This window comes from Nonomuraea sp. NPDC050691, assembly GCF_040654455.1.
Lineage (GTDB): Bacteria > Actinomycetota > Actinomycetes > Streptosporangiales > Streptosporangiaceae > Nonomuraea.
This window is the reverse complement of the sequence record NZ_JBFAIA010000030.1, coordinates 23,728-45,918: the sequence shown is the minus strand read 5'-3', so window position 1 is coordinate 45,918 and position 22,191 is coordinate 23,728. Positions and strand designations below refer to the sequence as shown.

General features: G+C 71.7%; 26 protein-coding genes. 22 read left to right on the top strand and 4 right to left on the bottom strand.

Annotated features, from left to right (window positions below; all coding sequences use genetic code 11):
* The first annotated feature begins 15 nt into the window (after nt 1-15).
* Nucleotides 16-954: a diacylglycerol kinase family protein gene (locus AB0H81_RS15125; RefSeq protein WP_358374349.1), complete on the top strand. Its 939-nt coding sequence runs from the start codon at nt 16-18 to the stop codon at nt 952-954.
* A gap of 64 nt (nt 955-1,018) precedes the next feature.
* Here the strand turns inward: AB0H81_RS15125 and AB0H81_RS15120 are convergent, their stop codons facing one another.
* Entirely contained in the window at nt 1,019-1,480 is a 462-nt protein-coding gene (locus AB0H81_RS15120; protein WP_358374347.1) for a hypothetical protein, read from the bottom strand.
* Between the two features lie 55 nt (nt 1,481-1,535).
* Between AB0H81_RS15120 and AB0H81_RS15115 the strand changes: the two genes are divergently transcribed.
* Entirely contained in the window at nt 1,536-1,847 is a 312-nt protein-coding gene (locus AB0H81_RS15115) for a hypothetical protein (RefSeq protein WP_358374344.1), read from the top strand.
* A gap of 160 nt (nt 1,848-2,007) precedes the next feature.
* Here the strand turns inward: AB0H81_RS15115 and AB0H81_RS15110 are convergent, their stop codons facing one another.
* Both AB0H81_RS15110 and AB0H81_RS15105 read right to left on the bottom strand, forming a co-directional pair.
* Nucleotides 2,008-2,757 carry a GNAT family N-acetyltransferase gene (locus AB0H81_RS15110; RefSeq protein ID WP_358374341.1) on the bottom strand — a complete coding sequence of 250 codons (750 nt, stop codon included), beginning with the start codon at nt 2,755-2,757 and terminating at the stop codon, nt 2,008-2,010.
* 182 nt (nt 2,758-2,939) lie between these two features.
* Nucleotides 2,940-3,926 carry an oxidoreductase gene (locus AB0H81_RS15105; protein WP_358374338.1) on the bottom strand — a complete coding sequence of 329 codons (987 nt, stop codon included), beginning with the start codon at nt 3,924-3,926 and terminating at the stop codon, nt 2,940-2,942.
* A 101-nt stretch (nt 3,927-4,027) separates the two neighbouring features.
* On the opposite strand from AB0H81_RS15105, the gene AB0H81_RS15100 reads away from it, so the two are divergent.
* The 14 genes from AB0H81_RS15100 to AB0H81_RS15035 all read left to right on the top strand — a co-directional run bounded on the left by AB0H81_RS15100 (nt 4,028) and on the right by AB0H81_RS15035 (nt 14,849).
* Complete coding sequence (locus AB0H81_RS15100; protein WP_358374336.1) at nt 4,028-4,657, top strand: TetR/AcrR family transcriptional regulator; 630 nt, start codon at nt 4,028-4,030, stop codon at nt 4,655-4,657.
* Between the two features lie 8 nt (nt 4,658-4,665).
* Nucleotides 4,666-5,211: a GrpB family protein gene (locus tag AB0H81_RS15095; RefSeq protein WP_358374333.1), complete on the top strand. Its 546-nt coding sequence runs from the start codon at nt 4,666-4,668 to the stop codon at nt 5,209-5,211.
* Between the two features lie 409 nt (nt 5,212-5,620).
* The gene (locus AB0H81_RS15090) at nt 5,621-6,001 is read left to right on the top strand and encodes a phage holin family protein (protein WP_358374330.1); all 381 of its coding nucleotides are present in this window, start codon (nt 5,621-5,623) and stop codon (nt 5,999-6,001) included.
* The gene (locus AB0H81_RS15085; RefSeq protein WP_358374328.1) at nt 5,998-6,792 is read left to right on the top strand and encodes a DUF3618 domain-containing protein; all 795 of its coding nucleotides are present in this window, start codon (nt 5,998-6,000) and stop codon (nt 6,790-6,792) included. Before AB0H81_RS15090 ends, AB0H81_RS15085 begins: the two co-directional genes overlap by 4 nt.
* A gap of 134 nt (nt 6,793-6,926) precedes the next feature.
* On the top strand, nt 6,927-7,811 hold the full coding sequence (locus AB0H81_RS15080; protein ID WP_358374325.1) for a YihY/virulence factor BrkB family protein: 885 nt from the start codon (nt 6,927-6,929) through the stop codon (nt 7,809-7,811).
* Nucleotides 7,808-8,236, top strand: a complete 429-nt coding sequence (locus AB0H81_RS15075; protein ID WP_358374322.1) for a hypothetical protein — start codon at nt 7,808-7,810, stop codon at nt 8,234-8,236. The genes AB0H81_RS15080 and AB0H81_RS15075 overlap by 4 nt, the downstream gene beginning before the upstream one ends.
* Nucleotides 8,237-8,269: 33 nt before the next feature.
* Nucleotides 8,270-9,043, top strand: a complete 774-nt coding sequence (locus tag AB0H81_RS15070; protein ID WP_358374319.1) for a DUF1838 family protein — start codon at nt 8,270-8,272, stop codon at nt 9,041-9,043.
* 9 nt (nt 9,044-9,052) lie between these two features.
* Entirely contained in the window at nt 9,053-9,472 is a 420-nt protein-coding gene (locus tag AB0H81_RS15065) for an HIT family protein (protein ID WP_358374316.1), read from the top strand.
* Nucleotides 9,473-9,570: 98 nt separating this feature from the next.
* Nucleotides 9,571-10,749 carry a histidine kinase gene (locus AB0H81_RS15060; protein WP_358374313.1) on the top strand — a complete coding sequence of 393 codons (1,179 nt, stop codon included), beginning with the start codon at nt 9,571-9,573 and terminating at the stop codon, nt 10,747-10,749.
* A gap of 33 nt (nt 10,750-10,782) precedes the next feature.
* Entirely contained in the window at nt 10,783-11,532 is a 750-nt protein-coding gene (locus AB0H81_RS15055) for a LytTR family DNA-binding domain-containing protein (RefSeq protein ID WP_358374310.1), read from the top strand.
* Nucleotides 11,529-11,936: a hypothetical protein gene (locus AB0H81_RS15050; protein ID WP_358374307.1), complete on the top strand. Its 408-nt coding sequence runs from the start codon at nt 11,529-11,531 to the stop codon at nt 11,934-11,936. Before AB0H81_RS15055 ends, AB0H81_RS15050 begins: the two co-directional genes overlap by 4 nt.
* Complete coding sequence (locus AB0H81_RS15045) at nt 11,933-13,420, top strand: cation acetate symporter (RefSeq protein WP_358374304.1); 1,488 nt, start codon at nt 11,933-11,935, stop codon at nt 13,418-13,420. The genes AB0H81_RS15050 and AB0H81_RS15045 overlap by 4 nt, the downstream gene beginning before the upstream one ends.
* A 99-nt stretch (nt 13,421-13,519) precedes the next feature.
* Nucleotides 13,520-14,518, top strand: a complete 999-nt coding sequence (locus tag AB0H81_RS15040; protein ID WP_358374302.1) for a pirin-like C-terminal cupin domain-containing protein — start codon at nt 13,520-13,522, stop codon at nt 14,516-14,518.
* Between the two features lies 1 nt (nt 14,519).
* Nucleotides 14,520-14,849 carry a tetratricopeptide repeat protein gene (locus AB0H81_RS15035; protein ID WP_358374299.1) on the top strand — a complete coding sequence of 110 codons (330 nt, stop codon included), beginning with the start codon at nt 14,520-14,522 and terminating at the stop codon, nt 14,847-14,849.
* A 32-nt stretch (nt 14,850-14,881) separates the two neighbouring features.
* Here the strand turns inward: AB0H81_RS15035 and AB0H81_RS15030 are convergent, their stop codons facing one another.
* Nucleotides 14,882-15,880: a LacI family DNA-binding transcriptional regulator gene (locus tag AB0H81_RS15030; protein WP_358374296.1), complete on the bottom strand. Its 999-nt coding sequence runs from the start codon at nt 15,878-15,880 to the stop codon at nt 14,882-14,884.
* Nucleotides 15,881-15,891: 11 nt separating this feature from the next.
* Between AB0H81_RS15030 and AB0H81_RS15025 the strand changes: the two genes are divergently transcribed.
* From AB0H81_RS15025 to AB0H81_RS15000, 6 genes are all read left to right on the top strand, one after another.
* A complete protein-coding gene (locus tag AB0H81_RS15025; RefSeq protein WP_358374293.1) occupies nt 15,892-17,055 on the top strand; it encodes a PLP-dependent aspartate aminotransferase family protein in 1,164 nt (387 codons plus the stop codon).
* A 42-nt stretch (nt 17,056-17,097) separates the two neighbouring features.
* Complete coding sequence (locus AB0H81_RS15020; RefSeq protein WP_358374290.1) at nt 17,098-18,360, top strand: sugar ABC transporter substrate-binding protein; 1,263 nt, start codon at nt 17,098-17,100, stop codon at nt 18,358-18,360.
* A complete protein-coding gene (locus tag AB0H81_RS15015) occupies nt 18,357-19,256 on the top strand; it encodes a sugar ABC transporter permease (protein WP_358374287.1) in 900 nt (299 codons plus the stop codon). The genes AB0H81_RS15020 and AB0H81_RS15015 overlap by 4 nt, the downstream gene beginning before the upstream one ends.
* Nucleotides 19,253-20,068, top strand: a complete 816-nt coding sequence (locus AB0H81_RS15010; RefSeq protein WP_358374284.1) for a carbohydrate ABC transporter permease — start codon at nt 19,253-19,255, stop codon at nt 20,066-20,068. Before AB0H81_RS15015 ends, AB0H81_RS15010 begins: the two co-directional genes overlap by 4 nt.
* A gap of 176 nt (nt 20,069-20,244) precedes the next feature.
* Nucleotides 20,245-20,574, top strand: coding sequence for a DUF485 domain-containing protein (locus AB0H81_RS15005; RefSeq protein ID WP_358374282.1), 330 nt, complete (start codon nt 20,245-20,247; stop codon nt 20,572-20,574).
* On the top strand, nt 20,571-22,181 hold the full coding sequence (locus AB0H81_RS15000) for a cation acetate symporter (protein WP_358374279.1): 1,611 nt from the start codon (nt 20,571-20,573) through the stop codon (nt 22,179-22,181). The genes AB0H81_RS15005 and AB0H81_RS15000 overlap by 4 nt, the downstream gene beginning before the upstream one ends.
* The last annotated feature ends 10 nt before the right edge of the window (nt 22,182-22,191 follow it).

The window sequence follows — 22,191 nt, the reverse complement described above, 5'->3', positions numbered from 1 at the left end:
CTACGATTGGGCACTATGAGCGAACTGCGCACCAAGGCCGAGCACACCGAGGCGATCCGCAAGGACCGCCGCGTGGCAGTGGTGATCAACACTCGCTCGCGCCGCGGCCGGCGCCACTACGTCGAGGTGATCGAGCAGCTCCACGACCTCGGATTCGAGCCGCTGGCCGAGATCGGCGTCTACAACCCCAAGCGGCTGCGCGAACTCCTCGACACCGCCCTCGCCACCCGCCCCGACCTGCTCATCGTCGGCGGCGGCGACGGCACGCTGTCCTCCGCCGTCCGCCACGTCGCCCACCGCGACGTCGCGCTCGGCGTGCTCCCGCTCGGCACCACCAACAACTTCGCCCGCAGCCTCGGCCTGCCGCTCGACCTCGCGGGCGCGATCCGGGTGTTCGAGACGGGCAAGGTCGCCGACATCGACCTCGGCATGGCCGACGACCGGCCGTTCGCCAACCTCGCCAGCTTCGGCGTGTCGGTCGAGGTGGCCGGCAAGGTCAAGCCCTGGCTCAAGCGCGTCCTCGGCCGCCCCGCCTACCCGCTCACGGCTCTCACGATCCTGCCCGGCCACCGGTCGTTCCGGGCGTACATCACGGTCGACGGCAAGCGGCACGAACTGCTCACCCACCAGCTCAACATCGCCAACGGCCGCTTCCACGGCGGCTGGCAGGTCGCCAAGGACATCAGCATCGACAACGGCATGCTCGTGGCCTACCAGCTCGGCTCCGGCAAGAAGCTGCGCCTGCTCGCGGAGACGCTGGGGCGCGCCACCACGGGCCGCTGGCGCAGCCTCGCCGGCGGGCCGTTCGTGGTGGGGCGCGAGATGCTGCTGGAGACGGACCCGCCGATGGCGGCGGACGTGGACGGCGAGGTACGACTGCGCACGCCGATCCGGCTGCGGGTGGTGCCGAACGGGGTGAGAGTCATGGTCCCGTCCTCCTTCGAGGACCGCTGACTCCATCGCGCTCGGGGCGTGACGAGGCTCCGAAGCGCAGGTGGCCTCGCGGTGCACACGCAACCTAGGGGAGCGGCGTTTCGCCGACCGCGGCGAGCAACTGGATCGGAAACTCCGGATCGGCTTGGCCGACAGCGAGCGCCACCCATCGGCCGGCATCCGGTCGCCGCCAGGCGAGCATCCTGCCGCTGAGCTGACAAAGCTCGCTCATCGGCTCGGGAGCCGGGTTCTCGCTCTCCAGAAAAGGCCACAGGTCGATCACCTCGGGCTCGCCCCAGCGCGCCGTCAGAGCGGTCGACACGGCGTGGAGGGCGGCGTCGATCTCTTCCTCGGCCGCCTCGACGACATCCTCGCTACGGTCGTCCCAGAAGTCCCGGCTGGCCTTCAGGACGCACAGGTGATAGCCCGGCCCGCTGGAGCGATGCCCCTCCCACACGCCCTTCACCGGAACCTCTTGTTCTTCCTCCTCCGGGAAGGGGCGGCCCAGCAGGCCGTCGACGACGACAAGTCGATCTTCCGCAGTCATGCCAAGAGGCTAGTGGGCACGCAGACGCCGCATCCTGCCACCACCAGGTGATGCGGTGGGCCGGGTGGTCGCGGTGTCGCCGCAAGTCGCGGGTGGCGCCGCGCTCGAACGCGACCGTGACGCCGGAGTCGTGCTGGGTCAGCGCGCTGATGGAGTCGTCGAACACGTACGCCACGTCGCCGGCGGTGAGGCGGTGCAGGATCCGGGGCTCGGCGGTTCCGTGCCGCTCGCGCTGCTGACCGGTCTGATGCTGCAGTGGCTGGTGGACCCGGACCACGCGCCCACCGGAGCAGACGTGATCGCCGAGCTCCGATCGCTCCGTCACCTGCGACGTGCCCGTGCGGGGCCCCTCGGGCATCGCGCGTGATCGCGGCCCCGGCGGCCGGTCGGTAGAGTGCCGATCGATGAACCCCGACCCTGCACGCCGGCGACCCGGAGCCTCCGGACCTGCTCGAACTGCTCTCCGGGCACGTCGAGGTCGTCGCCCGGCGAGCCGGCCTCGCCTGAACGGTGAAGCCGGTGAGCGGCTAGCGCAGGGAGATGTGCAGGGCCTCGCCCAGCCGCCGGTACCCGACCCGCTGGTAAACCCGGGCGGCTCCCTCGTCGGCCGGGGTGAGGAACGGCGTCGTCACCCCGGCGTCGGCCCCCTCGCGGGTCAGCAGCGCCGTGACCGCGCCCGCGATGCCGCGCCGCCGGTGCGAGGCCAGGACCGCGATGCCCGCCACCTCGGCCACGCCCTCGTGCGGGCCGCCGAGCTGGCCGGCGCCCACGACGTCGCCGGTCGCGGCGTCCGCGGCGGCGGCCACGAGCCCGCCCCGGTCGAGGACCCGGCGCAGGCGCGCCACGTCGTGCTCGGTGGCCTCCGCCGCCTGGAACGCCTCGTTCATCACTCGTGCCACCTGCCAGAGGCCGGCGTCGTCCGTCACCAGCCGGACCCGTACGGCGGCGTCCACGGTCGCGTCGACGACCTCGTCCGGCGGGCACACCAGCAGCGGGTAGCGGTCCTCGGGGGTGAAGCCGGCCGCGAGCAGCGCCTCCTCGACCTTCGGGGCGGCCTGGGGCACGTACTCCAGGCGCGGGGTGCGGGCGCGCTCGCGGAACGCCGCCACCAGGGCGGCGACCTCGTCCGGCGTGGGCGCGGCGTCGTCGTCCGGGATGGCGTAGTTGAAGGGGAGCGCGTCGTCGTGCTCGTCGAACCTGATCACGAACGGCCCGGTCCGGTGGGCGCGCGGCCCCGCGGCCGACCTGAGGTAAGCGTGCACAGCGGTGTCGAGCACGTGAGGTCCTTCCGTCCATAGATCGTGACCACGCGGAGCCTCTGAGACGTCCGCGTAACGGGACGCCGGGAACGCGGCGCCGTGAGAGGAGCGCGAGCGCCCCGGAATGCGTCGTCAGGAGGCGCCGTCCGACGGCCGCCCTCCGAGCGCCGCCGTCGGAGTATAGAGCGGCTGAGGGGGGATCAGCGGGGACGGGTGATCGTGGCGGGAGGACGTCCGCCGGGAGCGGCCGGCAGAGGGTACGTGACGCCGGTGAGGCGTTCGGACAGCCGCCACAGCCGCTCGGCCGTGACCACGTCGCGGATGGCGCGCTCGCGGGTGCGGTACGTGGGCTCGCCGCGCAGTTGCAGGAACCCGTCGGGGACGATGTACCGGCCTCCGGGCAGATCGGGGACCGTGGCCGCGAACAGGGAGGTCTTGGCCCCCTCCGGCGTGGGGCGGAAGGCCGCGCGCACGAGCAGGCCCGTCAGGGTCGCGTACAGCCTGCCTCTGGCGCTGTTGGCGCCGCCGGTGAGCACGTTGGTGCGCGTCAGCCCCGGAGCCACGGCCATGCTGCGGAGCGTCAGCCCGGCGGTGTCGGCCCGGCGCTGCAGCTCCATCGCGAAGTAGAGGTTGGCCCGTTTCGCCTGCACGTAGGCGAACGCCGTGCGGTAGCGGCGCTCGGCGTTGAGGTTGCCGAGGTCGAAGCGGGCGAAGCGCTGTCCCTCGCTGCTGACCGTGACCACGCGCGGGCCGGGCGCGGCGAGCAGGTGGGGCAGGAGCAGGCCGGTCAGGGCGAACGTGCCGAGGTGGTTGACCCCGAACTGCGACTCGAACCCGTCCTCGGTCAGGGCGAACGGCACCATGGCGACGCCGGCGTTGTTCACGAGCAGGTCGAGCCGGTCGTGGTCCCAGCCGGCCGCGAACTCCCGGATGGAGGCCAGGCTGGCCAGGTCCACGCGGCGCATCTCCAGGCGCGCGCCCGGCGCCTCGCCCCGCATGCGGTCGAGCGCGGCCCGGCCGCGTCCGGGGTCGCGGCAGGCCAGCACGACGTGGGCGCCGCGCCGCGCCAGCTCGCGGGCCGTGACGTAGCCGATGCCGCTGTTCGCGCCGGTCACCACCGCCACTCGGCCGGACTGGTCGGTTATGTCGTCGAAGGTCCACGGGGGACGTGGGGGAGGGGTACGCATGACTGCCACCTGGGGGAACGCAGGGAAACCGGTATCGCAACTTGAAGTTGCGATAGATTCATCCTGCCCATCGCCGGCCCGCATCGCAACTTGGAGTTGCAATGGATTCTCTCCGCCCCACCGCCCGCCCGGTCGGCCGCGGCGCCAAGGTGCGTGCGGCGGTCCACGCCGCCACGCTCGCCGAGCTCGTGGACAAGGGGTACGCCGCGCTGACCGTCGAAGGCGTCGCCCAGCGGGCCGGGGTCCACAAGACCACGGTGTACCGGCGCTGGAAGGACCGCGAGAGCCTGCTCGTCGACGCCCTCGCCGAGCACATGGCGACGGACGTCCCCGTCCCCGACACCGGGGCGGTCGAGGACGACCTGCGGGCGCTGGCCCGTTCGCTGGTCCAGTCGTACACCAGCCCGACCGGGCGGGCCGTCCTCGCCGCGATGTTCACCGGGGCGGCCCGCCTGCCGGAGATCGCCGCCGCCGGGGGGCACGTCTTCCGCGACCGGTTGACCAGGGCCGAGCCTGTGGTGAGTCGGGCCGTCGAGCGGGGCGAGCTGCCCGCGGGCACCGATCCGGCCGAGCTCCTCAAGACCCTGGCGGCGCCGGTCTACCTGCGGCTGCTCGTCACCGGTGACCCGGTGGACGAGACGACCGCCGACCAGGCCGCGCGGGTCGCGCTCGCCGCCGCGCGCGCCGGCGCGTTCGTGCCGCCCGACGCCGCAGGGCCGGTCGTGGCATGATCGGCGGTGTGGGTGAGCCGGTGGTGATCGTGGAGTACGACCCGGCGTGGCCGGAGGAGTTCGCGCGGCTGGGCGCCCGCCTGCGCGGCGCGCTGGGCGACGTGGCGGCGCGGATCGACCACATCGGCTCCACGGCCGTGCCCGCTCTCGCGGCCAAACCGGTGATCGACGTCCAGGTCTCGGTACGCTCGTTCGAGCCGCTGGACGCCTACCGGGCGCCGCTGGAGGAGCTCGGCTTCGTGTTCCGGGCCGGCAACCCCGAGCGGACGAAGCGGTACTTCCGCGAGCCGCCGGGCTCGCGCCGCGTCCACGTGCACGTACGGCTGCTGGGCAGTTTCTCCCAGCAGCTCGCGCTGCTGTTCCGCGACCACCTGCGGTGCCATCCGGCGGCGGCCGCCGAGTACGCGGAGGTGAAGCGGCGGTGCGCGGCGCGGGCCGGGGACGACCGGGCCGCGTACGTCGAGGCGAAGGACCCGTTCGTGTGGGAGATCGTGCGCCGGGCCGACGCCTGGGCCCAGCGCACGGGCTGGGTCCCCGGCCCCAGCGACGCCTGACCGCGGACAGCCCCCTGGCCGTAAGCGAGTGCTTATCTCGCGCTCGGGGCCGAGTTGTACAGTGAAATCATGAACCCTCCCGGATCGTGGTGCGAGCGGCCCAAGCCGCAGGCTCCTTCGTGCGAGCTCCCGTCCCCGTGGAGCGAGCCGAAGCGCCCGGCCGACTGGTGCGAGGTTCCGAAGTCGCCGGTCGTGTCCCTCCTCGGCCGCATTCTGCGGACCGCGGCGAAGCGCTGACGGTCTGAAAGGCCGCCGGCCGGGCGCCGGCGGCCTGCTGGGACGGCGGGGCCGCCGTCGATCGTCCGCGGCCCCGCGATGAGGTGTGCCGTCATCCGGGGTGTGGCGCCAGGCCCGTGATAGAAGGGCGATTCGGTGGGTAGGCGCCTTCCTCGTCAGAGGAGGCGACGACGTGAACGACACCCACAGACTGGTCAACGACCTGTCCGACCAGGTCACCCGGCTCGTCAAGGACGAGCTGCGGCTGGCCCGGCTGGAACTGGCCGAGAAGGGCAGGCGCGCGGGGTTCGGCGCGGGTCTGTTCGGCGCCGCGGGCATGCTCGCGTTCCTCGGCGGCGCGGCACTGGTCGCCGCGGTCGCGCTGCTCCTGGCGCTGGTCATGCCGGCATGGGCGGCCACCGCGGTCGTGGCGGGCGCGCTGTTCGTCATCGCGGCCGTCGTCGGCCTGATCGGCAGGAAACAGGTGGAACGGGCCACGCCTCCGGTGCCCAGCGAGGCCATCGAGAGCGTGAAGACCGACATCGACGTGGTCAAGGGGAAGGTGCGGCGATGAGCGAGACGGATCCCGGATACAGCGAGCAGCACGCCGGGAACGTCGGCGCCCACAGGACGACCGTGGGCATGCCGACCGACGAGGAGTCGATCAACGTGCCCCAGACCCGGGAGGGCGCGGCCGAGAACGCGCTCAAGGCCGAGGCGGACCGGGCGGAGCACGAGACGTTCGATCCCGAGCCTCTGGTGCGGGACGAGCGCACGGCGGCCGTGGAGGAACGCGAGGGCGAGGCCCGTTCCCAGGGCCCCCAGCAGGTGACGGCCGAGGCCAGGCACGGGACCGGGCCGGGCGCGAGCACGGCCGCGGACACGACCCCGGCGGCCGGCCACGCGCGTGAGGCGCGGCCGGCACGGCATGGACAGGGTGGCGAGGACGACGAGGAGGATCAATTGCGCAAGCGCATCGAGGAGACCCGCGGGCAGCTGGGTCACACTGTGGCGGAGCTGGCACACAAGGCCGACGTGAAGCAACGCGCCGGTGAGATGGCCGGCAGCGCCAAGGTCAAGGCCGGCGAGATGGCCGGCACGGTGACGCACAAGGCCGGTGAGGTCGCGGACACGGTCACGCACAAGGCCGGTGAGGTCGCGGACACGGTCACGCACAAGGCCGGTGAGATGGCGGGCACGGTCACGGACAAGGTCCGGGAGGTGACGCCCGAGCAGGTCAAGGACATGGCCGACAAGGCCGCCCAGCAGGCCCGCAGGCGTCCCGCGCTGCTCGTGCTGGCCGCGGCGGGCACTGTGGCCGTGTTCGTGCTGCGCCGCGCCATGAGGCGCACCCGGCGCAGGTGAGCGCCCGGGAACACGAGGCCCGTCGGCCGGGCGGCTCCGGACAGGGCACCCGGCCGGCGGGAGTCTCCGGGCAGGCAACGGGGACGGGCGCGCCCGAGCGCCCGACCGACTTTCCGCGCAGGGCGTGGTGGAGCGTGCTGAAGCGCACGTTCATCGAGTTCAATGACGACAACGTCCAGGACCTCGCCGCCGCGCTCACCTACTACGCGGTGCTGTCGATCTTCCCGGCGATGATCGTGCTGGTGTCGCTGTTCGGGCTGCTCGGCCGGGACGACACGGCGGTGATCGTCGGCCACCTGGCGGTGCTGGCCCCCGCGGAGGTACGCGACCTGCTCCAGCAGGGAGTCGCGGGAGTGCAGCGGGTCGGGTCGGCGAGCGTGTTCGCCCTCGTCGGCCTGGCCGTCGCCCTGTGGTCGGCCTCCGGGTACATCGCGGCCTTCATCCGGGCCTGCAACGCCATCTACGACATCGAGGAGGGCCGGCCGTTCTGGAAGACGACCCCGCTGCGGATCGGCCTCACCGTCCTCGTGACCGTGCTGCTCGCGGCCGGCGCGATCGCGGTGACGCTGACCGGCCGCCTCGCCGACCTGATGGGCCGGGTGCTCGGACTGGGCTCCGCGGTGGTGACCACCTGGAACATCGTGAAGTGGCCCGTCCTGGCGCTGGTCGCCGCCGGTCTGATCATGGTGCTCTACTGGGCGGCGCCCAACGTGCGCCAGCCGGGCGTGCGCTGGATCAGCCCGGGTGGGCTGCTCGCGGTCGTCCTCTGGGTGATCGTCTCGGGCGGGTTCGCCCTGTACGCGAGCCACTTCGGCTCCTACAACAAGACGTACGGCACGCTCGCCGCGGTCGTGGTGTTCCTCATCTGGCTGTGGCTGTCGAACATGGCTCTCCTGTTCGGCGCGGAGCTCGACGCCGAGCTGATGAGGGAGCGCGCCATCGCCGAGGGAAGTCCCGCGGAACGCGAGCCGTACGCCGAGCCGCGGGACGAGCCGAAGCCCGATAATCTGCCTGAGTGAGGGGTCGGCGAGCAGGCATCGCGTCCGTGCTGCTGATCGCCGCCGTCGCCGCCGGGTGCGGCGGCGGGGCGGCGGTCAGCGATCTCGGTGTGGTCGTCAAGGGCGCCAAGGGCGCCACCGTCCCGGTCGAGCTGCGCTCCGGCCAGCGGTTCTCGCTGGCGGTGCCCGACGACCGGTCCGCGGACGACGACTGGACCCTGGAGGCGCTGCCCGACGCTCACGTCGCCTCGTACATCAGCAAGGAGGCCCGGCGCGAGGACTCCCAGGCCGTCACCTACTTCGTCTTCAACGCCAAGCGGCCCGGCACCACCACCATCAGGCTGTACGACTGCTGGCGCTGCGGCGGCGCGACGACGCCCCCGACCGAGGAGAGCCGCCTGCGGTCCGGCGAGGCGATCTTCAATCTGAGCGTGTCCCCCCGCTGAGCCCGGGTCGGGGAAGCAGTCCATGATCCGTTCTTGATCAAAACGATTCGGGTCAGGCAGGCTGCGGGCATGGACTACGGCAGGGACTTCGTACGGGTGCGCGCCGCGGCGGACGGCGCCGAGACGATCTCGTGGTGGACCGGCGACGTGTACGGCTGGCGGCACGACGACGGCCCGCACCACCTGTTCGGCTTCGAGGGACTCAACGTGGCCCGCGCCGAGCGCGACGACAGCGGCTGGCGGCTGCTGACCCGCGAGATCGCCGCCTACCTCGACCCGGCCACCCGGGAGGTCCTCACCACCTGGGACAACCCGTTCACCGGCGAGGCCGTCGAGGTGATGCACGTCTTCAACGACCCGGTCAACCAGCCCCTCGGCGACCGGGCCGTGCCGTTCACCCGGGTCGGCGACCAGGTGGTGCACCACGTGGACGTGCGCCTGGCCTACCCGTCACCGCTGCCGGTCGCCGACTTCCCCGGCCACTCGGCGGGCGACACGTACCGGGCGATGGAGCTGTTCCAGTTCTTCTCCCGCGCCGCCGACCTGGACGCGGGCGCGCCCGACGTGCCGAGCCACTTCTCCTGGTGCCGGGTGTCGCCGTGGCTGCCGTGGATGGCGATGGGGCAGCGGGAGGGGGCGCTCGTCTACCACTGCCGGGGCGGCAAGGTGGCCGAGGTGCCCGAGTGGCTGGCCGGCTTCGCCGGGGAGCGGTTCCTGCGCGCCCCCGAGACCTGGACGGCGCCGAACATGACGAGCTGGACCGCCTTCCGCGACCGCGCACGTCAGGAGGGCCGGGCGGGCGGGTAGGGTCGGCCGGTGAGCACCGACCTGTTCTGCGAGATTCTCGCCGGGGAGCGGCCCGCGTTCGTCGTGCACTCCGACGAGGTGGCCCTCTCCTTCCTCGACGTGCGGCCGGTGTTCAAGGGCCACGTGCTGGTGGTGCCCCGGCGGCACGTCGAGACGCTCGCCGACCTGCCCGCGGCCGACGTGGGACCGTTCTTCGAACGGGTCCAGGCCGTGGCCCGCGCCGTGGAGGAGGCCATGGAGGCCGCCGGCACGTTCGTGGCGATGAACAACCACGTCAGCCAGAGCGTGCCGCACCTGCACGTCCACGTGGTCCCGCGCAACCGCAAGGACGGCCTGCGCGGCTTCTTCTGGCCGCGCACGACGTACGACTCCGACGACGAGGCCCGCTCGTACGCCGCCGCCATCGCCAAGGCCCTCGCCCGCGACTAGGGACAACCCCAGGCCGCCTCCGGTCGCCCGCCCCCGGGCCCGCAGGACCGAAGACCGGAGAGTCGGAGGGCTGGAGCCGCCGAGTAGGCTCGCGCGGTGTGGAGTACCTCGTCGGCGTCGCCGTGGTGGCCGGGCTCGTGGGCGTGCCCGCGCTCGTCCTGTGGCGGGTCATGCGCGGCCGCCGGGAGCTGGGCACCGGCCCGGCCGAGCGGGCCACGTTCGAGACGCTGCACACCGCCTCCCTCGCCGGCCCCCCGCTGCGGGCCGGGCTGACCGCCGACGGCGCCGAGCGCGCCTCGCGGCACCTGCGCGCGCTGCTCGGCTCCTCCGCGCTGGCCGTCACCGACGGCGAGCGGCTGCTCGTGTACGACGGCGCGGGAGAGCACCACGCCGGGCAGGCGTTCGAGCAGGCGCGGGCGACGCTGAAGGACGGCCGGACCCAGGTGCTGGCCGTCGACTGCGACCTGCTGGAGTGCCCCGTCCGGCACGCCGTGGTCGTGCCGCTCACCACCGACGACCGGGTCGTCGGCACGCTGGCCGCCTACGGCCCGCACGCCTCGGCGGGCCTGGTCAAGGCCGCCCAGGAGGTCGCCGGCTGGGTCGACTCGCAGCTCGAGCTGGCCGAGCTGGACCGCTCGCGCACGCTGCTCATGGAGGCCGAGGTGCGGGCGCTGCGCGCGCAGATCTCGCCGCACTTCATCTACAACTCGCTGACCACCATCGCCTCGTTCGTCCGCACCGACCCCGAGCGGGCGCGCGAGCTGCTGCTGGAGTTCGCCGACTTCACCCGTTACTCCTTCCGGCGGCACGGCGAGTTCACCACGCTGGCCGAGGAGCTGCGCTCGATCGACCGCTACCTCACCCTCGAACGCGCCCGGTTCGGCGACCAGCTCCAGGTGACGCTGCGCATCGCCCCCGAGGTGCTGCCCGTGGCCGTGCCGTTCCTGTGCCTGCAGCCGCTCGTCGAGAACGCCGTCCGCCACGGCCTGGAGAGCCGCAACGGCGTCGGCCGCATCACCATCGTGGCCGAGGACGGCGGCGCGGAGTGCCGCATCAGCGTCGAGGACGACGGGCTCGGCATGGAACCCGACCGGCTGCGCCGCATCCTCGCCGGTGAGATCGCCCCGTCGGGCGGTGTGGGGCTGGCCAACGTGGACGAGCGGCTGCGTCAGGTGTACGGGGACGAGTACGGGCTCGTCGTGGAGACCGGGGCGGGAGCGGGCACGAAGGTCAACGTGAGGTTGCCGAAGTATCACCCGGGCGTCTCGGCCCGTTGACCGCGCCGCTGGATGTCGGTTTCATCCATGTCTATGGCGCAACTCAGGGTTCTCGCGGTCGACGACGAGCTGCCCGCGCTGGAGGACCTGTCGTACCTGCTGCGCGCCGACCCGCGCATCGGGGAGGTGGCGACCGCCCGTGACGGCGCCGCGGCCCTGCGGCTGCTGGACCGTGCCATCGCCGAGGGCCGGCCGATCGACGCGGTGTTCCTCGACATCCGGATGCGCGGGCTCGACGGCGTCGTGCTGGGACGGTTGCTGTCGCGCTTCGCGAACCCGCCGCGCGTGGTGTTCGTCACCGCTTACGAGGAGCACGCCATCGAGGCGTTCGAGATCAAGGCGGAGGACTACCTGCTCAAGCCGGTGCGCCCCGAGCGGCTGGCCGAGGCGATCCGGCGGGTCGCGGTCTCGGCGGACGTGCCGGTCGAGGGCGGCGAGTCCGACACCATCCCGGTCGAGCTGGGCGGTGTGACCCGGTTCGTCTCCAGCGCCGACGTCGTCTACGTGGAGGCGCACGGCGACTACGCCCGCCTGCACACGCCCAACGGCAGCCACCTGGTGCGCATCCCGCTGGCCACGCTGGAGGAGCGCTGGGCCTCGGCCGGGTTCGTCCGCGTGCACCGCAGCCACCTGGTGGCGGTCAAGCACATCGAGGAGCTGCACATCGACTCCGGCCGCTGCACGGTCCGGGTGGGGGAGACGGAGATCCCGGTCAGCCGCCGCCACACGCGAGAGCTGCGCGACCTGCTCGTCCGCCGCGCCCGCAGAGGACGCCCCGAATGAGCCGCGATCCCGAGGCGCCGCGCCCCGCCCGCCGGGGCGAGCATCCGCGGCGGGTGGCCGTGACCAGCCCGCGGACCGCCGCCGCGCGCCGTCCCCGCTACCCGGCCACCCGGGAGATCGACGAGCAGACCCACCTCGGCGAGGTCTACATGCGCTCCCTGCTGCGCACCCAGTTCCGGCTGGCGATGTTCGTCTGCACGGTGCTGGGCTGCGTGGTGTGCGGCCTGCCGCTGCTGTTCCTGCTGATCCCGCGGCTGCGCGAGGCCGAACTGCTCGGCGTCCCCCTGCCGTGGGCGGTGCTCGCCGGCCTCATCTACCCGGCGTTCGTGATCGGCGCCTGGCTGTACGTGCGCCAGGCCGAGCGCAACGAGCGCCACTTCGCCGACCTGGTCGAACGCCCGTGAGCCTCACCGCCGTCCTTGTCGTCGTCGTGGCGGCGGTGCTCATCGGCGCGTTCGGCATCCGCGTCTCGCGCACCACCTCCGACTTCTACGTCGCCTCCCGCACGGTCAGCCCGCTCTGGAACGCCTCCGCCATCGGCGGAGAGTACCTGTCGGCCGCCTCCTTCCTGGGCGTGGCCGGGCTGATCCTGTCGTTCGGCGCCGACATGCTGTGGCTGCCGGTGGGCTGGACGGGCGGCTATCTCGTGCTGCTCGTGCTGGTGTCGGCCCCGCTGCGCCGATCCGGGGCGTACACGCTGCCGGACTTCGCCGAGGCGCGGCTGGAGTCGATGGCGGTGCGCCGCGCCGCGAGCGTGCTCGTCGTGCTCATCGGCTGGCTGTACCTGATGCCGCAGTTCCAGAGCGCGGGCCTGGTGCTGAGGGAGATCACCGGGGCGCCGCGGTGGGCGGGCGGGATGCTCGTGGCGGTGGTCGTCGCGGTCAACGTGCTGTCCGGCGGCATGCGGTCGATCACCTTCGTGCAGGCGTTCCAGTACTGGCTGAAGCTGACGGCGCTGGCCGTGCCGCTGGTGTTCCTGCTCATGGCCTGGCGTTCCGGCGGCGCGCCGGGGCTGAGCCCGCAGGACGCCGCCACCTGGCAGGTGCCGCTGGCCGGCGGCAAGGAGTACGCGCTGTACTCGACGTACTCGCTGATCCTGGCCACCTTCCTCGGCACCATGGGCCTGCCGCACGTGCTCGTGCGCTTCTACACCAACCCCGACGGGCGGGCCGCCCGCCGCACCACGCTCGTCGTGCTGTCGCTGCTCGGCGCCTTCTACCTGCTGCCCGCCCTGTACGGCTGGCTCGGCCGGCTGTACGCGCCCGACCTCGTCCGCACCGACGCCGTCGTCCTCACCCTGCCGGGCCGGATGGTCGGCGGCACGCTCGGCGAGCTGCTGACCGCGCTCGTCACGGCCGGGGCGTTCGCCGCGTTCCTGTCCACCTCGTCCGGGCTGACCGTGTCGGTGGCCGGGGTCATCGCGCAGGACCTGCTCAAGGGCGGGGTGCGCTCGTTCCGGATCGCGACGCTCATGGCGGTCGCCGTGCCCCTCGGGCTGGCGCTCCAGGCACGGGCGCTGCCGGTGGCGGACGTGGTGGGGCTGGCGTTCGCGGTGGCCGCGTCGTCGTTCTGCCCGCTGCTGGTCCTCGGCATCTGGTGGCGGCGGCTCAGCACCACGGGCGCGCTCGCCGGCTTGTTCGTGGGCGGCGGGCTGGCCTGCGCGGCGGTGCTCGTCACGATCGTCGGCGGTCCGTACGAGGGGCCCGCGAACGCGCTGCTCGCCCAGCCGGCGGCGTGGACGGTGCCGATCGCGTTCGTGGTGATGGTGGCCGTGTCGTTCCTCACGCCGCACCGGGTGCCGCCGGGGGTGGCCCGGACCATGGTGCGCCTGCACACGCCCGAGGACCTCAACCTGGACCGCGGCGACTGGCGGCCACGCTCCTCCTGACCCGCTTCGCCGACGGCACCGCGCGATCGGGAATGCGCGGCGGGGGCCGGGTGTTGTGGCGGGCAACCGATTGAAGTTTCAATCAAATGGAGGTGGGTCATGCCCGCCATCACCGCCGACACCCTGACACTGCCCCGCGTGGCCGTACCCGATCCGGCCGTCGTCGGACGGCGGCCCGTGAGGTCCGTCACGACCGCGCCCAGCGGGTTCGAGGGCGAGGGCTTCCCGGTGCGCCGGGCGTTCGCCGGCGTGCCCCAGTCCCTGCTGGACCCGTTCATCCACATGGACCAGATGGGCGAGGTCGAGTACGCCCCCGGAGAGCCCCGGGGCACCGCCTGGCACCCGCACCGCGGCTTCGAGACCGTCACCTACATCATCGACGGCGTCTTCGAGCACCAGGACACCAACGGCGGCGGCGGCACGATCACCGACGGCGACACCCAATGGATGACCGCCGGATCGGGACTGCTGCACATCGAGAAGCCCCCGGAGCACCTCGTGGTCTCGGGCGGGCTGTTCCACGGCGTCCAGCTCTGGGTCAACCTGCCCCGCGCCCACAAGTTCCACCTGCCCCGCTACCAGGACATCCGCGGACGCCAGGCGGCGCTGCTCGCCTCGTCCGACGGCGGCGCGCTGCTTCGCGTGATCGCCGGCGAGCTGGACGGGCACGCCGGTCCGGGCGTCACGTTCACCCCGATCACGATGGTCCACGCCACCGTGAGCCCCGGCGCGCGGCTGGAGCTGCCGTGGAACCCCGGGTTCAACGCCCTCGCGTACGTGCTGGCGGGGCAGGGCTTCGCCGGGCAGGAACGCCGGCCGGTCCAGAAGGGGCAGCTCGCCGTCTTCGGCCCGGGCGGGGCGCTGACCGTCGAGGCGGGCCAGGCCCAGCCCCAGGCCGAGCCGAACCTGGAGGTGCTGCTGCTCGGCGGGCAGCCCATCCGCGAACCGGTCGTCCACTACGGCCCGTTCGTGATGAACAGCCGCGCCGAGATCATCCAGGCGATGGAGGACTACCAGGCCGGCCGCCTGGGCGTCGTCCCCGCCGACCGCGTTCCGCACGCCGACGGCCCCGTCCCGGGCCGCGGGGGAGAGGAGTGACATGCCGATCGACAAGATCGAGAAGCTGGCCGAGGAGTACGAGCGCGGCCGCCTGTTCTTCGACGCGAAGGACTACATCGGGTCCGCCCGCATCCTGGCCGAGGTGGTGGCGGCGGCGCCGGGCAACCTGGGCGCCCGGTTGCTGCTGGCCCGCGCCTACTACCACTCGGCCCAGCTCGGCCGGGCCGAGGCCCAGCTCCGGCTGATCCTGGAGCGCGACCCGGCCGAGGAGTACGCGTGCCTGCTGCTCGGCCGTACGCTGCAGCGGCAGCACCGGCAGAAGGACGCCGAGCCGTACCTGCGCCTCCACGCCGCGATGACCGGCGCGTGAGGCGCGGCAGGCGCAGCAGGAGCGGGCCCCCGCTAGCGGGCGGGCGGGGGCCGCTCTCCGGAGCCGCGGGCGACCAGTTCGACCGGGACCTTGACCCGGCGCGCCGTGCCGGAGGGGCTCAGCAGCAGGTCCACCGCGCTGCGCCCCAGCCGGGTCACGTCGTAGCGCACCACCGTCACCCCCGGGTTGAACACGTCCGCCAGCGCGAAGTCGTCGAACCCCACGTACGCCGGGCGCTCCGGCCGCTCGCGCAGCGCCTGGATGATGCCGATGGCGGCCCGGTTGTTGGTGGCGAAGAACGCCGTGGGCGGGTCGTCCAGCGCCAGCAGCCGCGCCACCTCGTGCCCGGCCCGCCACGGGTCGAAGACGCCCCGCACCACCAGCGACTCGTCCACCTCGGCCCCGGCCTCCCGCAGCGCGGCGCGGTAGCCGCGGGCGCGGTCGTGGACCGAGCTGAACGCCTCGTCGTCGGAGATCAGCGCGATGCGCCGGTGGCCGCGCGCCAGCAGGTGCTCCGTCGCCATCCGCCCGCCGCGCACGTCGTCCAGTAGTACCACGTCGGCCTGCTCCATGCCGCGCGGCACCCGGTCCACGAACACCGTGGTCAGGCCGCCGTGCTCGGCCAGCCAGCCGTGGTCGGCGGCCGAGGGCACGATGATCAGCGAGTCCACCCCCCGGGCGTACATGGACTCCACCAGCATCCGCTCCCGCTCGGGCCGCTCCTCGTACGAGCCGAAGACCACGAGCGCCTCGTGGTCGGCCGCGGACGCCTCGACCGACTTGGCGAGCCGGGAGTAGAACTCGTTGGAGATGTTCTCCATGATCAGGCCGATGGTCAGCATGGTGGCGCCGCGGGCCAGGCGGGCGGCGGCCTCGTTGCGGCGGAAGCCGAGCGCGCTGATGGCCTCCTGCACCCGGCGCTGCAGGACCGGGCTGACGTGCGGCTCCTGGTTGACCACCCGCGACACGGTCTTGAGGCTGACGCCCGCCTGGCGGGCCACGTCCTCCATGGTCGGCTTGCGCGCTGTCATACTGTGCCCCCATGGACGATGAATGGATCTGTGGCAGGCTGGGCGAGGACGAACCGTGGATGCTGGGCGCGGTCAACCCGCCGGTGTTCGAGAACTCGCTGTTCACCTTCGCCAGCGCCGCTGAGCTGGGCGAGGCCATCAGGAACGAGGACGAGCGGTACGTCTACTGGCGCGGCACCAACCCGACCGTGGACCTCGCGCAGCGCAAACTGGCGGCGCTGGAGCGGGCCGAGCGGGCCAAGTGCTTCGCCTCGGGAATGGGCGCCATCTCGGCGACGATCTCGTCGCTGGTGTCGGCGGGCAACCACGTGCTGGTGCTGGGCGCGGTCTACGGACCGACCACCCAGTTCCTGCGTTACCTGGAGAAGTTCGGCGTCACGCATACGCACGTCGACGATCTCGCCAGCTGTGACAGCGCTATCAGAGAGAGCACGCGTCTACTGTACTTCGAGTCGCCCTCCTACATGCGCTACGAGGTCTTCGACATCCCCGCCGTGACGGCCTGGGCGGCGGAGCGCGGCCTGGTGACGGCGATGGACAACACCTGGTCCACCCCGATCTTCCAGAAGCCGCTCACCATGGGCGTCGACCTGGTGATCCACTCGCTGTCGAAGTACGCGGGCGGCCACAGCGACCTCGTCGGCGGCGTGGTGGCCGGGCCGTCGCGACTCATCAGGCCGCTCGCGCTGACCGAGTACCAGCTCTACGGCGCCGCCATGTCGCCGCACGACGCCGCCAAGGTGATCAAGGGGCTGCGCACGCTTCCCGTGCGGATGGCCGCCCACCAGGAGCGCGGGCTGGCCGTGGCGCGCTTCCTGGACGACCATCCGGCCGTGCGGCGCGTCAACCACCCCGGGCTGCCCTCGCATCCGGGCCACGCGCTGGCCGCCCGGCAGATGTCCGGCTTCTCCAGCCTGTTCAGCCTGGAGCTCGACACCGAGTCGCGCGAGGAGGTCGGGGCCTTCATCGACCTGCTGCGGCACTTCCGCGTCGGGGTGTCGTGGGGCGGCTTCGAGAGCCTGGTCAACGCGCCCGCGCTGTCCACCGAGGAGAGCGTGCGGGCCACCATGGGCATCCCGGTAGGGCTCGTCCGGCTGTCGGTGGGCCTGGAGCCGGCCGACACATTGATCAAGGACCTGGGACTGGCGCTGGAGGGGGTCGGTCGCCTAGCGTGACCAACACGCTGACAGCGCTGTCTCACCCTGTGCGGAGGACCGATGAAAACCCCCCTCCTGTCCGCCTCGTCCGCAGCCCTGGCCGCGGCCCTCCTCCTCGCGGGCTGCGGCTCCGGCTCCTCCTCCGGGGAGGTACGGCTGCGCATGATCGAGAGCCTGACCAGCCCCGAGCGGACCAAGCTGATCAAAACCTTGATCGAGGGCTTCGAGAAGGCGAACCCGGGCGTGGAGGTGGAGCTCGTCTCACCCCCGCTGGACAGCGCCGACCAGAAGATCACCCAGATCCTGCAGACGAAGAAGGACCTGGACGTGCTGGAGGTCCGCGACCACACGGCCAAGTCCTTCTCCAACAACGGCTGGCTGGCCGAGTTGCCCACCACGCAGTGGGCCGGCTGGTCCGACCTGACCGAGCTGGCCCAGAAGAAGGCCGTGGAGGTCGGCGGCAAGGCCTACCTCTACCCGTACGGGTTCTACCAGCGCACGCTGTTCTACCGCACCGACTGGGGCCTCACCCAGCCGCCGAAGACCTGGCAGGAGCTGTACGAGGCCGGCAAGAAGATGACCTCCGGCGACCGGTTCGGCTACTCCTTCCGGGGCGGCAAGGGCGGCGCCGACTATGCGGTCCAGATGATCAGCGCGTACAACGGCGAGGCCCTCGACCCGCAGAAGTCGTTCTTCCTCAAGGACAAGCGGACGATCTTCTCGACCCCCGAGGCCGCGCAGGCCCTCGACCTGTACGTGAAGATCTTCAAGGAGGCGTCGCCGCCCGACTCGGTCTCCTGGGGCTACCCCGAGATGGTCCAGGGCTTCACCTCCGGCGTCACCGGCATGCTCATCCAGGACCCGGAGGTCATCAAGACGGTCGAGGAGAGCGCGGTCAAGACGTGGTCCACGGCCCCCATCCCGAAGGGCCCGACGGGCTACGCCTTCCAGCCGGTCGGCTACGCCGGCTGGGGCGTCACCTCCTTCAGCCCGCACCAGAAGGAGGCCGTCAAGCTCGTGCAGTACCTGTCGGAGGCCAAGCAGAGCATCGCCTTCGCCAAGGGCAACTCCCTCATCCCGATCTCCCGGCAGGCGCAGAGCGACCCGCAGTTCTCGCAGGGCGCGTGGAAGGCGTACCTGGAGGCGCAGCAGGACCCGAAGCAGGTCATCACCGTGCGGCCGGTCGACTACCCGGGCTGGAGCCAGTTCATCACCGACTCCGACCGTGACGTCCAGGCGCTCATCACCGGCAAGAAGACCGCCGCCGAGGTGCTGAAGGCGTGGGACGCGTTCTGGGCGGACCAGGCGAAGAAGGTCTCGTGAGCCAGGCCGCCCGTCCCGCCTTCACCGGGCGCAAGGCCAGGTTCGTCGCGCTGTGCCTGCTGCCGGGCGCGGTGTTCGTGCTGCTGTTCACGTACTACCCGATGATCCGCGGCGCGGTCATCGCCTTCCAGCGCTACAACCTCTTCGACATCACCTCGACGCCGTTCGTCGGGCTGGACAACTTCCGGGCGGTGCTGGCGGAGGACCGGTTCTGGACGGCGCTGCGCAACACCGGCACCTGGGTGGCGGTGTCGCTGTTCTTCCAGTTCTTCCTCGGGTTCGGGCTGGCGCTGCTGCTGCGCCGGCACTTCCGGGGCCGCGGGCTCTACCAGGCGTGGGTCTTCTTCCCGTGGGCCATGTCGGGCTTCCTCATCGGGCTGCTGTGGCGGTGGATGTTCAACGGGCAGTTCGGCGTGGTCAACGACCTGCTGCTGAGGACCGGGCTCATCGACGAGCGGATCGGGTTCCTGGCCTCGCCGGGCTGGGCGATGACGTCGGTGATCGTGGCCAACGTCTGGTACGGCGTGACGTTCTTCGCCATCATGATCATGGCGGCGCTCCAGTCGGTGCCGGCCGAGCTGTACGAGGCGGCGTCGGTGGACGGCGCCTCCCGGCTGCGGCAGTTCTGGCACGTGACGCTGCCGCACATCCGCCCGACGCTGGCGCTGATCGTGCTGCTGCGGATCATCTGGATCCTCAACTTCCCCGACCTCATCTACGCCATGACCGGCGGTGGCCCGGCGGGCAGCACCGACATCGTCACGACGTTCCTCATCCAGCAGGTCATCGGCGGCGACTACGGCCGCGCCGGGGCGGTCGGGATGCTCGTCCTCGGCCTGCTGCTCGCCTTCAGCGTCTTCTACCTGAACGCCACCCGATTCGAGAGGGCCCGATGAGACGCCTGGCCAAGGGGACCGTGCTGGCCGTCTGGCTGCTGATCACGCTGTTCCCGCTGTACTGGATCACCGTCACCTCGCTCAAGCCCAAGGCGGAGATCTTCTCCATGCCGCTGCGGTACTGGCCGGGCGAGGTGACCTTCGAGCACTACGCGGACCTGTTCTCCTTCGCCGACTTCGGCACGTACCTGCTCAACAGCCTGCTCGTCTCGCTGGTCGCGGCGGCGGCCGTCACCGTGATCGGCGTGCTCGGCGGCTACACGCTGGCGCGCTTCTCCTTCCCCGGCCGGGGCGCGCTGATGCTGGCGTTCCTCGTCACGCAGATGATCCCGCTGTTCATCGCGCTCGGGCCGCTCTACCTGCTGATGTCCGACCTCGGCCTGCTCAACCACCTGGCGGGCCTCATGGTCGTGTACGTCGCCATGCTGGTGCCGTTCTCCACGATCATCATGCGCGGCTTCTACGAGCGGATCCCCGTGGCGCTGGAGGAGGCGGCGCAGGTGGACGGCGCCTCCAGGCTGGTGGCGATGGTGCGCGTGGTGATCCCGGTGATGCTGCCGGGCATCGCGGCGACGTTCATCTTCGCGTTCGTGCAGTGCTGGAACGAGCTGTTCCTGGCCATCACGTTCATCGACAGCGAGGACGCCAAGACGATCCCGGTGGCGATGAACTCCTTCATCACCCAGTACGACATCGACTGGGGGTCGATGGCCGCGGCCACCGTGGTGTCGGTGATCCCGACGCTGGTGCTGTTCGCCGCGATCCGGCGCTACATCGTGGAGGGGCTCACCGCGGGCGCGGTCAAGGGGTGAGAGTCGAGGCTGAGACGGGCCGACCGTTCGTCGCGTGAATGGGACCTTTCGCCGCAACCGCCGCACACTTGGCCGCCATGCCGGGTCGGCTCGCCGAACCACCAGGTAGAGGGCCTCCTCTGCGGGTAGGTTGCGCTCCTACGGTGTGCGTGACCCGCATCACAGTGGAGGTCTCCATGACTACTCAAGAACATGACGCGTCCGTCTATGAGCAGGTTCAGGCGAGCAGTGAGTTCCAGGACCTGAAGCGGCGCTTCCGCCGCTGGACGTTCCCGATGACGGTCGCCTTCCTCACCTGGTACCTGCTGTACGTCGTGCTGTCCGGCTTCGCCCGCGACTTCATGGGCATCAAGTTGTTCGGCAACGTCAACGTCGCCCTTGTCTTCGGCCTGCTCCAGTTCGTGTCGACGTTCTCGATCGCTTGGGCGTACGCGCGGCACGCCGAGAAGAAACTCGACCCGATCGCCGACAAGCTCCGCCACGAGGTCGAGGAGAAGACCCGATGAGTTCCGAAGCGCTCGCCACGACACTTTTCCTCGCCTTCGTCGCGCTGACGCTGGGCATCACGTTCTGGGCCAGCCGCCAGACCAAGACGGCCGCCGACTACTACGCGGGCGGCCGGTCGTTCAGCGGCGCCCAGAACGGCCTGGCGATCGGCGGCGACTACATGTCGGCCGCCTCCTTCCTCGGCATCGCCGGCATCATCGCCCTGTCCGGGTACGACGGGTTCCTCTACTCCATCGGCTTCCTCGTGGCCTGGCTGGTGGCGCTGCTGCTGGTCGCCGAGCTGATGCGCAACTCCGGCAAGTTCACCATGGCGGACGTGCTGGCCTTCCGCATGAGCCCGCGCCCGGTCCGCACCGCCGCGGGCGTCTCCACGATCACGGTGAGCATCTTCTATCTGCTCGCCCAGATGGTCGGCGCGGGCGCCCTGGTCGGCCTGCTGCTCGGCGTCACCTCCGCCTCCGGCAAGGCGCTCACGATCGTCGGCGTCGGCGCCCTCATGATCGTGTACGTGGTGTTCGGCGGCATGAAGGGGACCACGTGGGTGCAGATCGTCAAGGCCGTGCTGCTCATGGGCGGCGCCGCGCTGATCACCGTCCTCGTCCTCGGCCATTTCGGCTTCAACCTGTCGTCGCTGCTGGGCGAGGCCGCCGCGCAGAGCGGCAAGGGCGACGCGTTCCTCAACGCGGGCGGCAAGTACGGCACCGAGGCCCAGGGCCTGGCCGGCAAGATCGACCTGATCAGCCTCGGCCTCGCCCTCGTGCTCGGCACGGCCGGCCTGCCGCACATCCTCATCCGCTTCTACACCGTGCCGACCGCCAAGGACGCCCGCAAGTCGGTGCTGTGGGGCATCGGCATCATCGGCGTGTTCTACCTGCTGACGCTCGTCCTCGGCTTCGGCGCCGCCGCCCTGGTCGGCAGCAAGGCCATCGCCGCCGCCGACAAGGCGGGCAACACGGCCGCGCCGCTGCTCGCGGAGGCCATCGGCAAGACGTTCTTCGGCGACGTGGGCGGCACCATCCTGCTGGCGCTCATCGGCGCCGTCGCCTTCGCCACGATCCTGGCCGTCGTCGCGGGCCTCACGCTCGCCTCGTCCTCCAGCTTCGCCCACGACCTGTACGCGCACGTCTTCAAGCGCGGCAACGTCTCCGAGCGGGAGGAGGTGCTGGTGGCCCGGATCTCCGCGTTCGTCATCGGCGCCGTCTCGATCGGCCTCGGCATCCTGGCGCAGGGGCAGAACGTCGCCTTCCTGGTGGCCCTGGCCTTCGCCGTCGCCGCCTCCGGCAACCTGCCGGCCATCCTCTACAGCCTGTTCTGGAAGAGGTTCAACACGGCCGGCGCCGTCAGCGCCATCTACGGCGGCCTGGTGTCCGCGCTCATCCTGGTGATCTTCTCGCCGGTGGTGTCCGGGTCGCCGACCGCACTGTTCAAGGACGCCGACTTCGCGTGGTTCCCGCTCAGCAACCCGGGCATCATCTCGATCCCGCTCGGCTTCCTGTGCGGGTGGCTCGGCACCGTGCTGAGCAAGGAGCACAACGAGTCCAAGTACGCCGAGATCGAGGTCCGCTCGCTCACCGGCGTCGGCGCGGAGAAGGCCACCAAGCACTGACCCCGCGCAC

Bases quoted from the DNA above. Each gene is read 5' to 3' on its own strand.
- AB0H81_RS15125 (WP_358374349.1), top strand. From the start codon at position 16: ATGAGCGAACTGCGCACCAAGGCCGAGCACACCGAGGCGATCCGCAAG.
- AB0H81_RS15120 (WP_358374347.1), bottom strand. From the start codon at position 1,480: ATGACTGCGGAAGATCGACTTGTCGTCGTCGACGGCCTGCTGGGCCGC.
- AB0H81_RS15105 (WP_358374338.1), bottom strand. From the start codon at position 3,926: ATGCGTACCCCTCCCCCACGTCCCCCGTGGACCTTCGACGACATAACC.
- AB0H81_RS15100 (WP_358374336.1), top strand. From the start codon at position 4,028: ATGGATTCTCTCCGCCCCACCGCCCGCCCGGTCGGCCGCGGCGCCAAG.
- AB0H81_RS15085 (WP_358374328.1), top strand. From the start codon at position 5,998: ATGAGCGAGACGGATCCCGGATACAGCGAGCAGCACGCCGGGAACGTC.
- AB0H81_RS15055 (WP_358374310.1), top strand. From the start codon at position 10,783: ATGGCGCAACTCAGGGTTCTCGCGGTCGACGACGAGCTGCCCGCGCTG.
- AB0H81_RS15050 (WP_358374307.1), top strand. From the start codon at position 11,529: ATGAGCCGCGATCCCGAGGCGCCGCGCCCCGCCCGCCGGGGCGAGCAT.
- AB0H81_RS15040 (WP_358374302.1), top strand. From the start codon at position 13,520: ATGCCCGCCATCACCGCCGACACCCTGACACTGCCCCGCGTGGCCGTA.
- AB0H81_RS15035 (WP_358374299.1), top strand. From the start codon at position 14,520: ATGCCGATCGACAAGATCGAGAAGCTGGCCGAGGAGTACGAGCGCGGC.
- AB0H81_RS15030 (WP_358374296.1), bottom strand. From the start codon at position 15,880: ATGACAGCGCGCAAGCCGACCATGGAGGACGTGGCCCGCCAGGCGGGC.
- AB0H81_RS15025 (WP_358374293.1), top strand. From the start codon at position 15,892: ATGGACGATGAATGGATCTGTGGCAGGCTGGGCGAGGACGAACCGTGG.
- AB0H81_RS15020 (WP_358374290.1), top strand. From the start codon at position 17,098: ATGAAAACCCCCCTCCTGTCCGCCTCGTCCGCAGCCCTGGCCGCGGCC.
- AB0H81_RS15010 (WP_358374284.1), top strand. From the start codon at position 19,253: ATGAGACGCCTGGCCAAGGGGACCGTGCTGGCCGTCTGGCTGCTGATC.
- AB0H81_RS15005 (WP_358374282.1), top strand. From the start codon at position 20,245: ATGACTACTCAAGAACATGACGCGTCCGTCTATGAGCAGGTTCAGGCG.
- AB0H81_RS15000 (WP_358374279.1), top strand. From the start codon at position 20,571: ATGAGTTCCGAAGCGCTCGCCACGACACTTTTCCTCGCCTTCGTCGCG.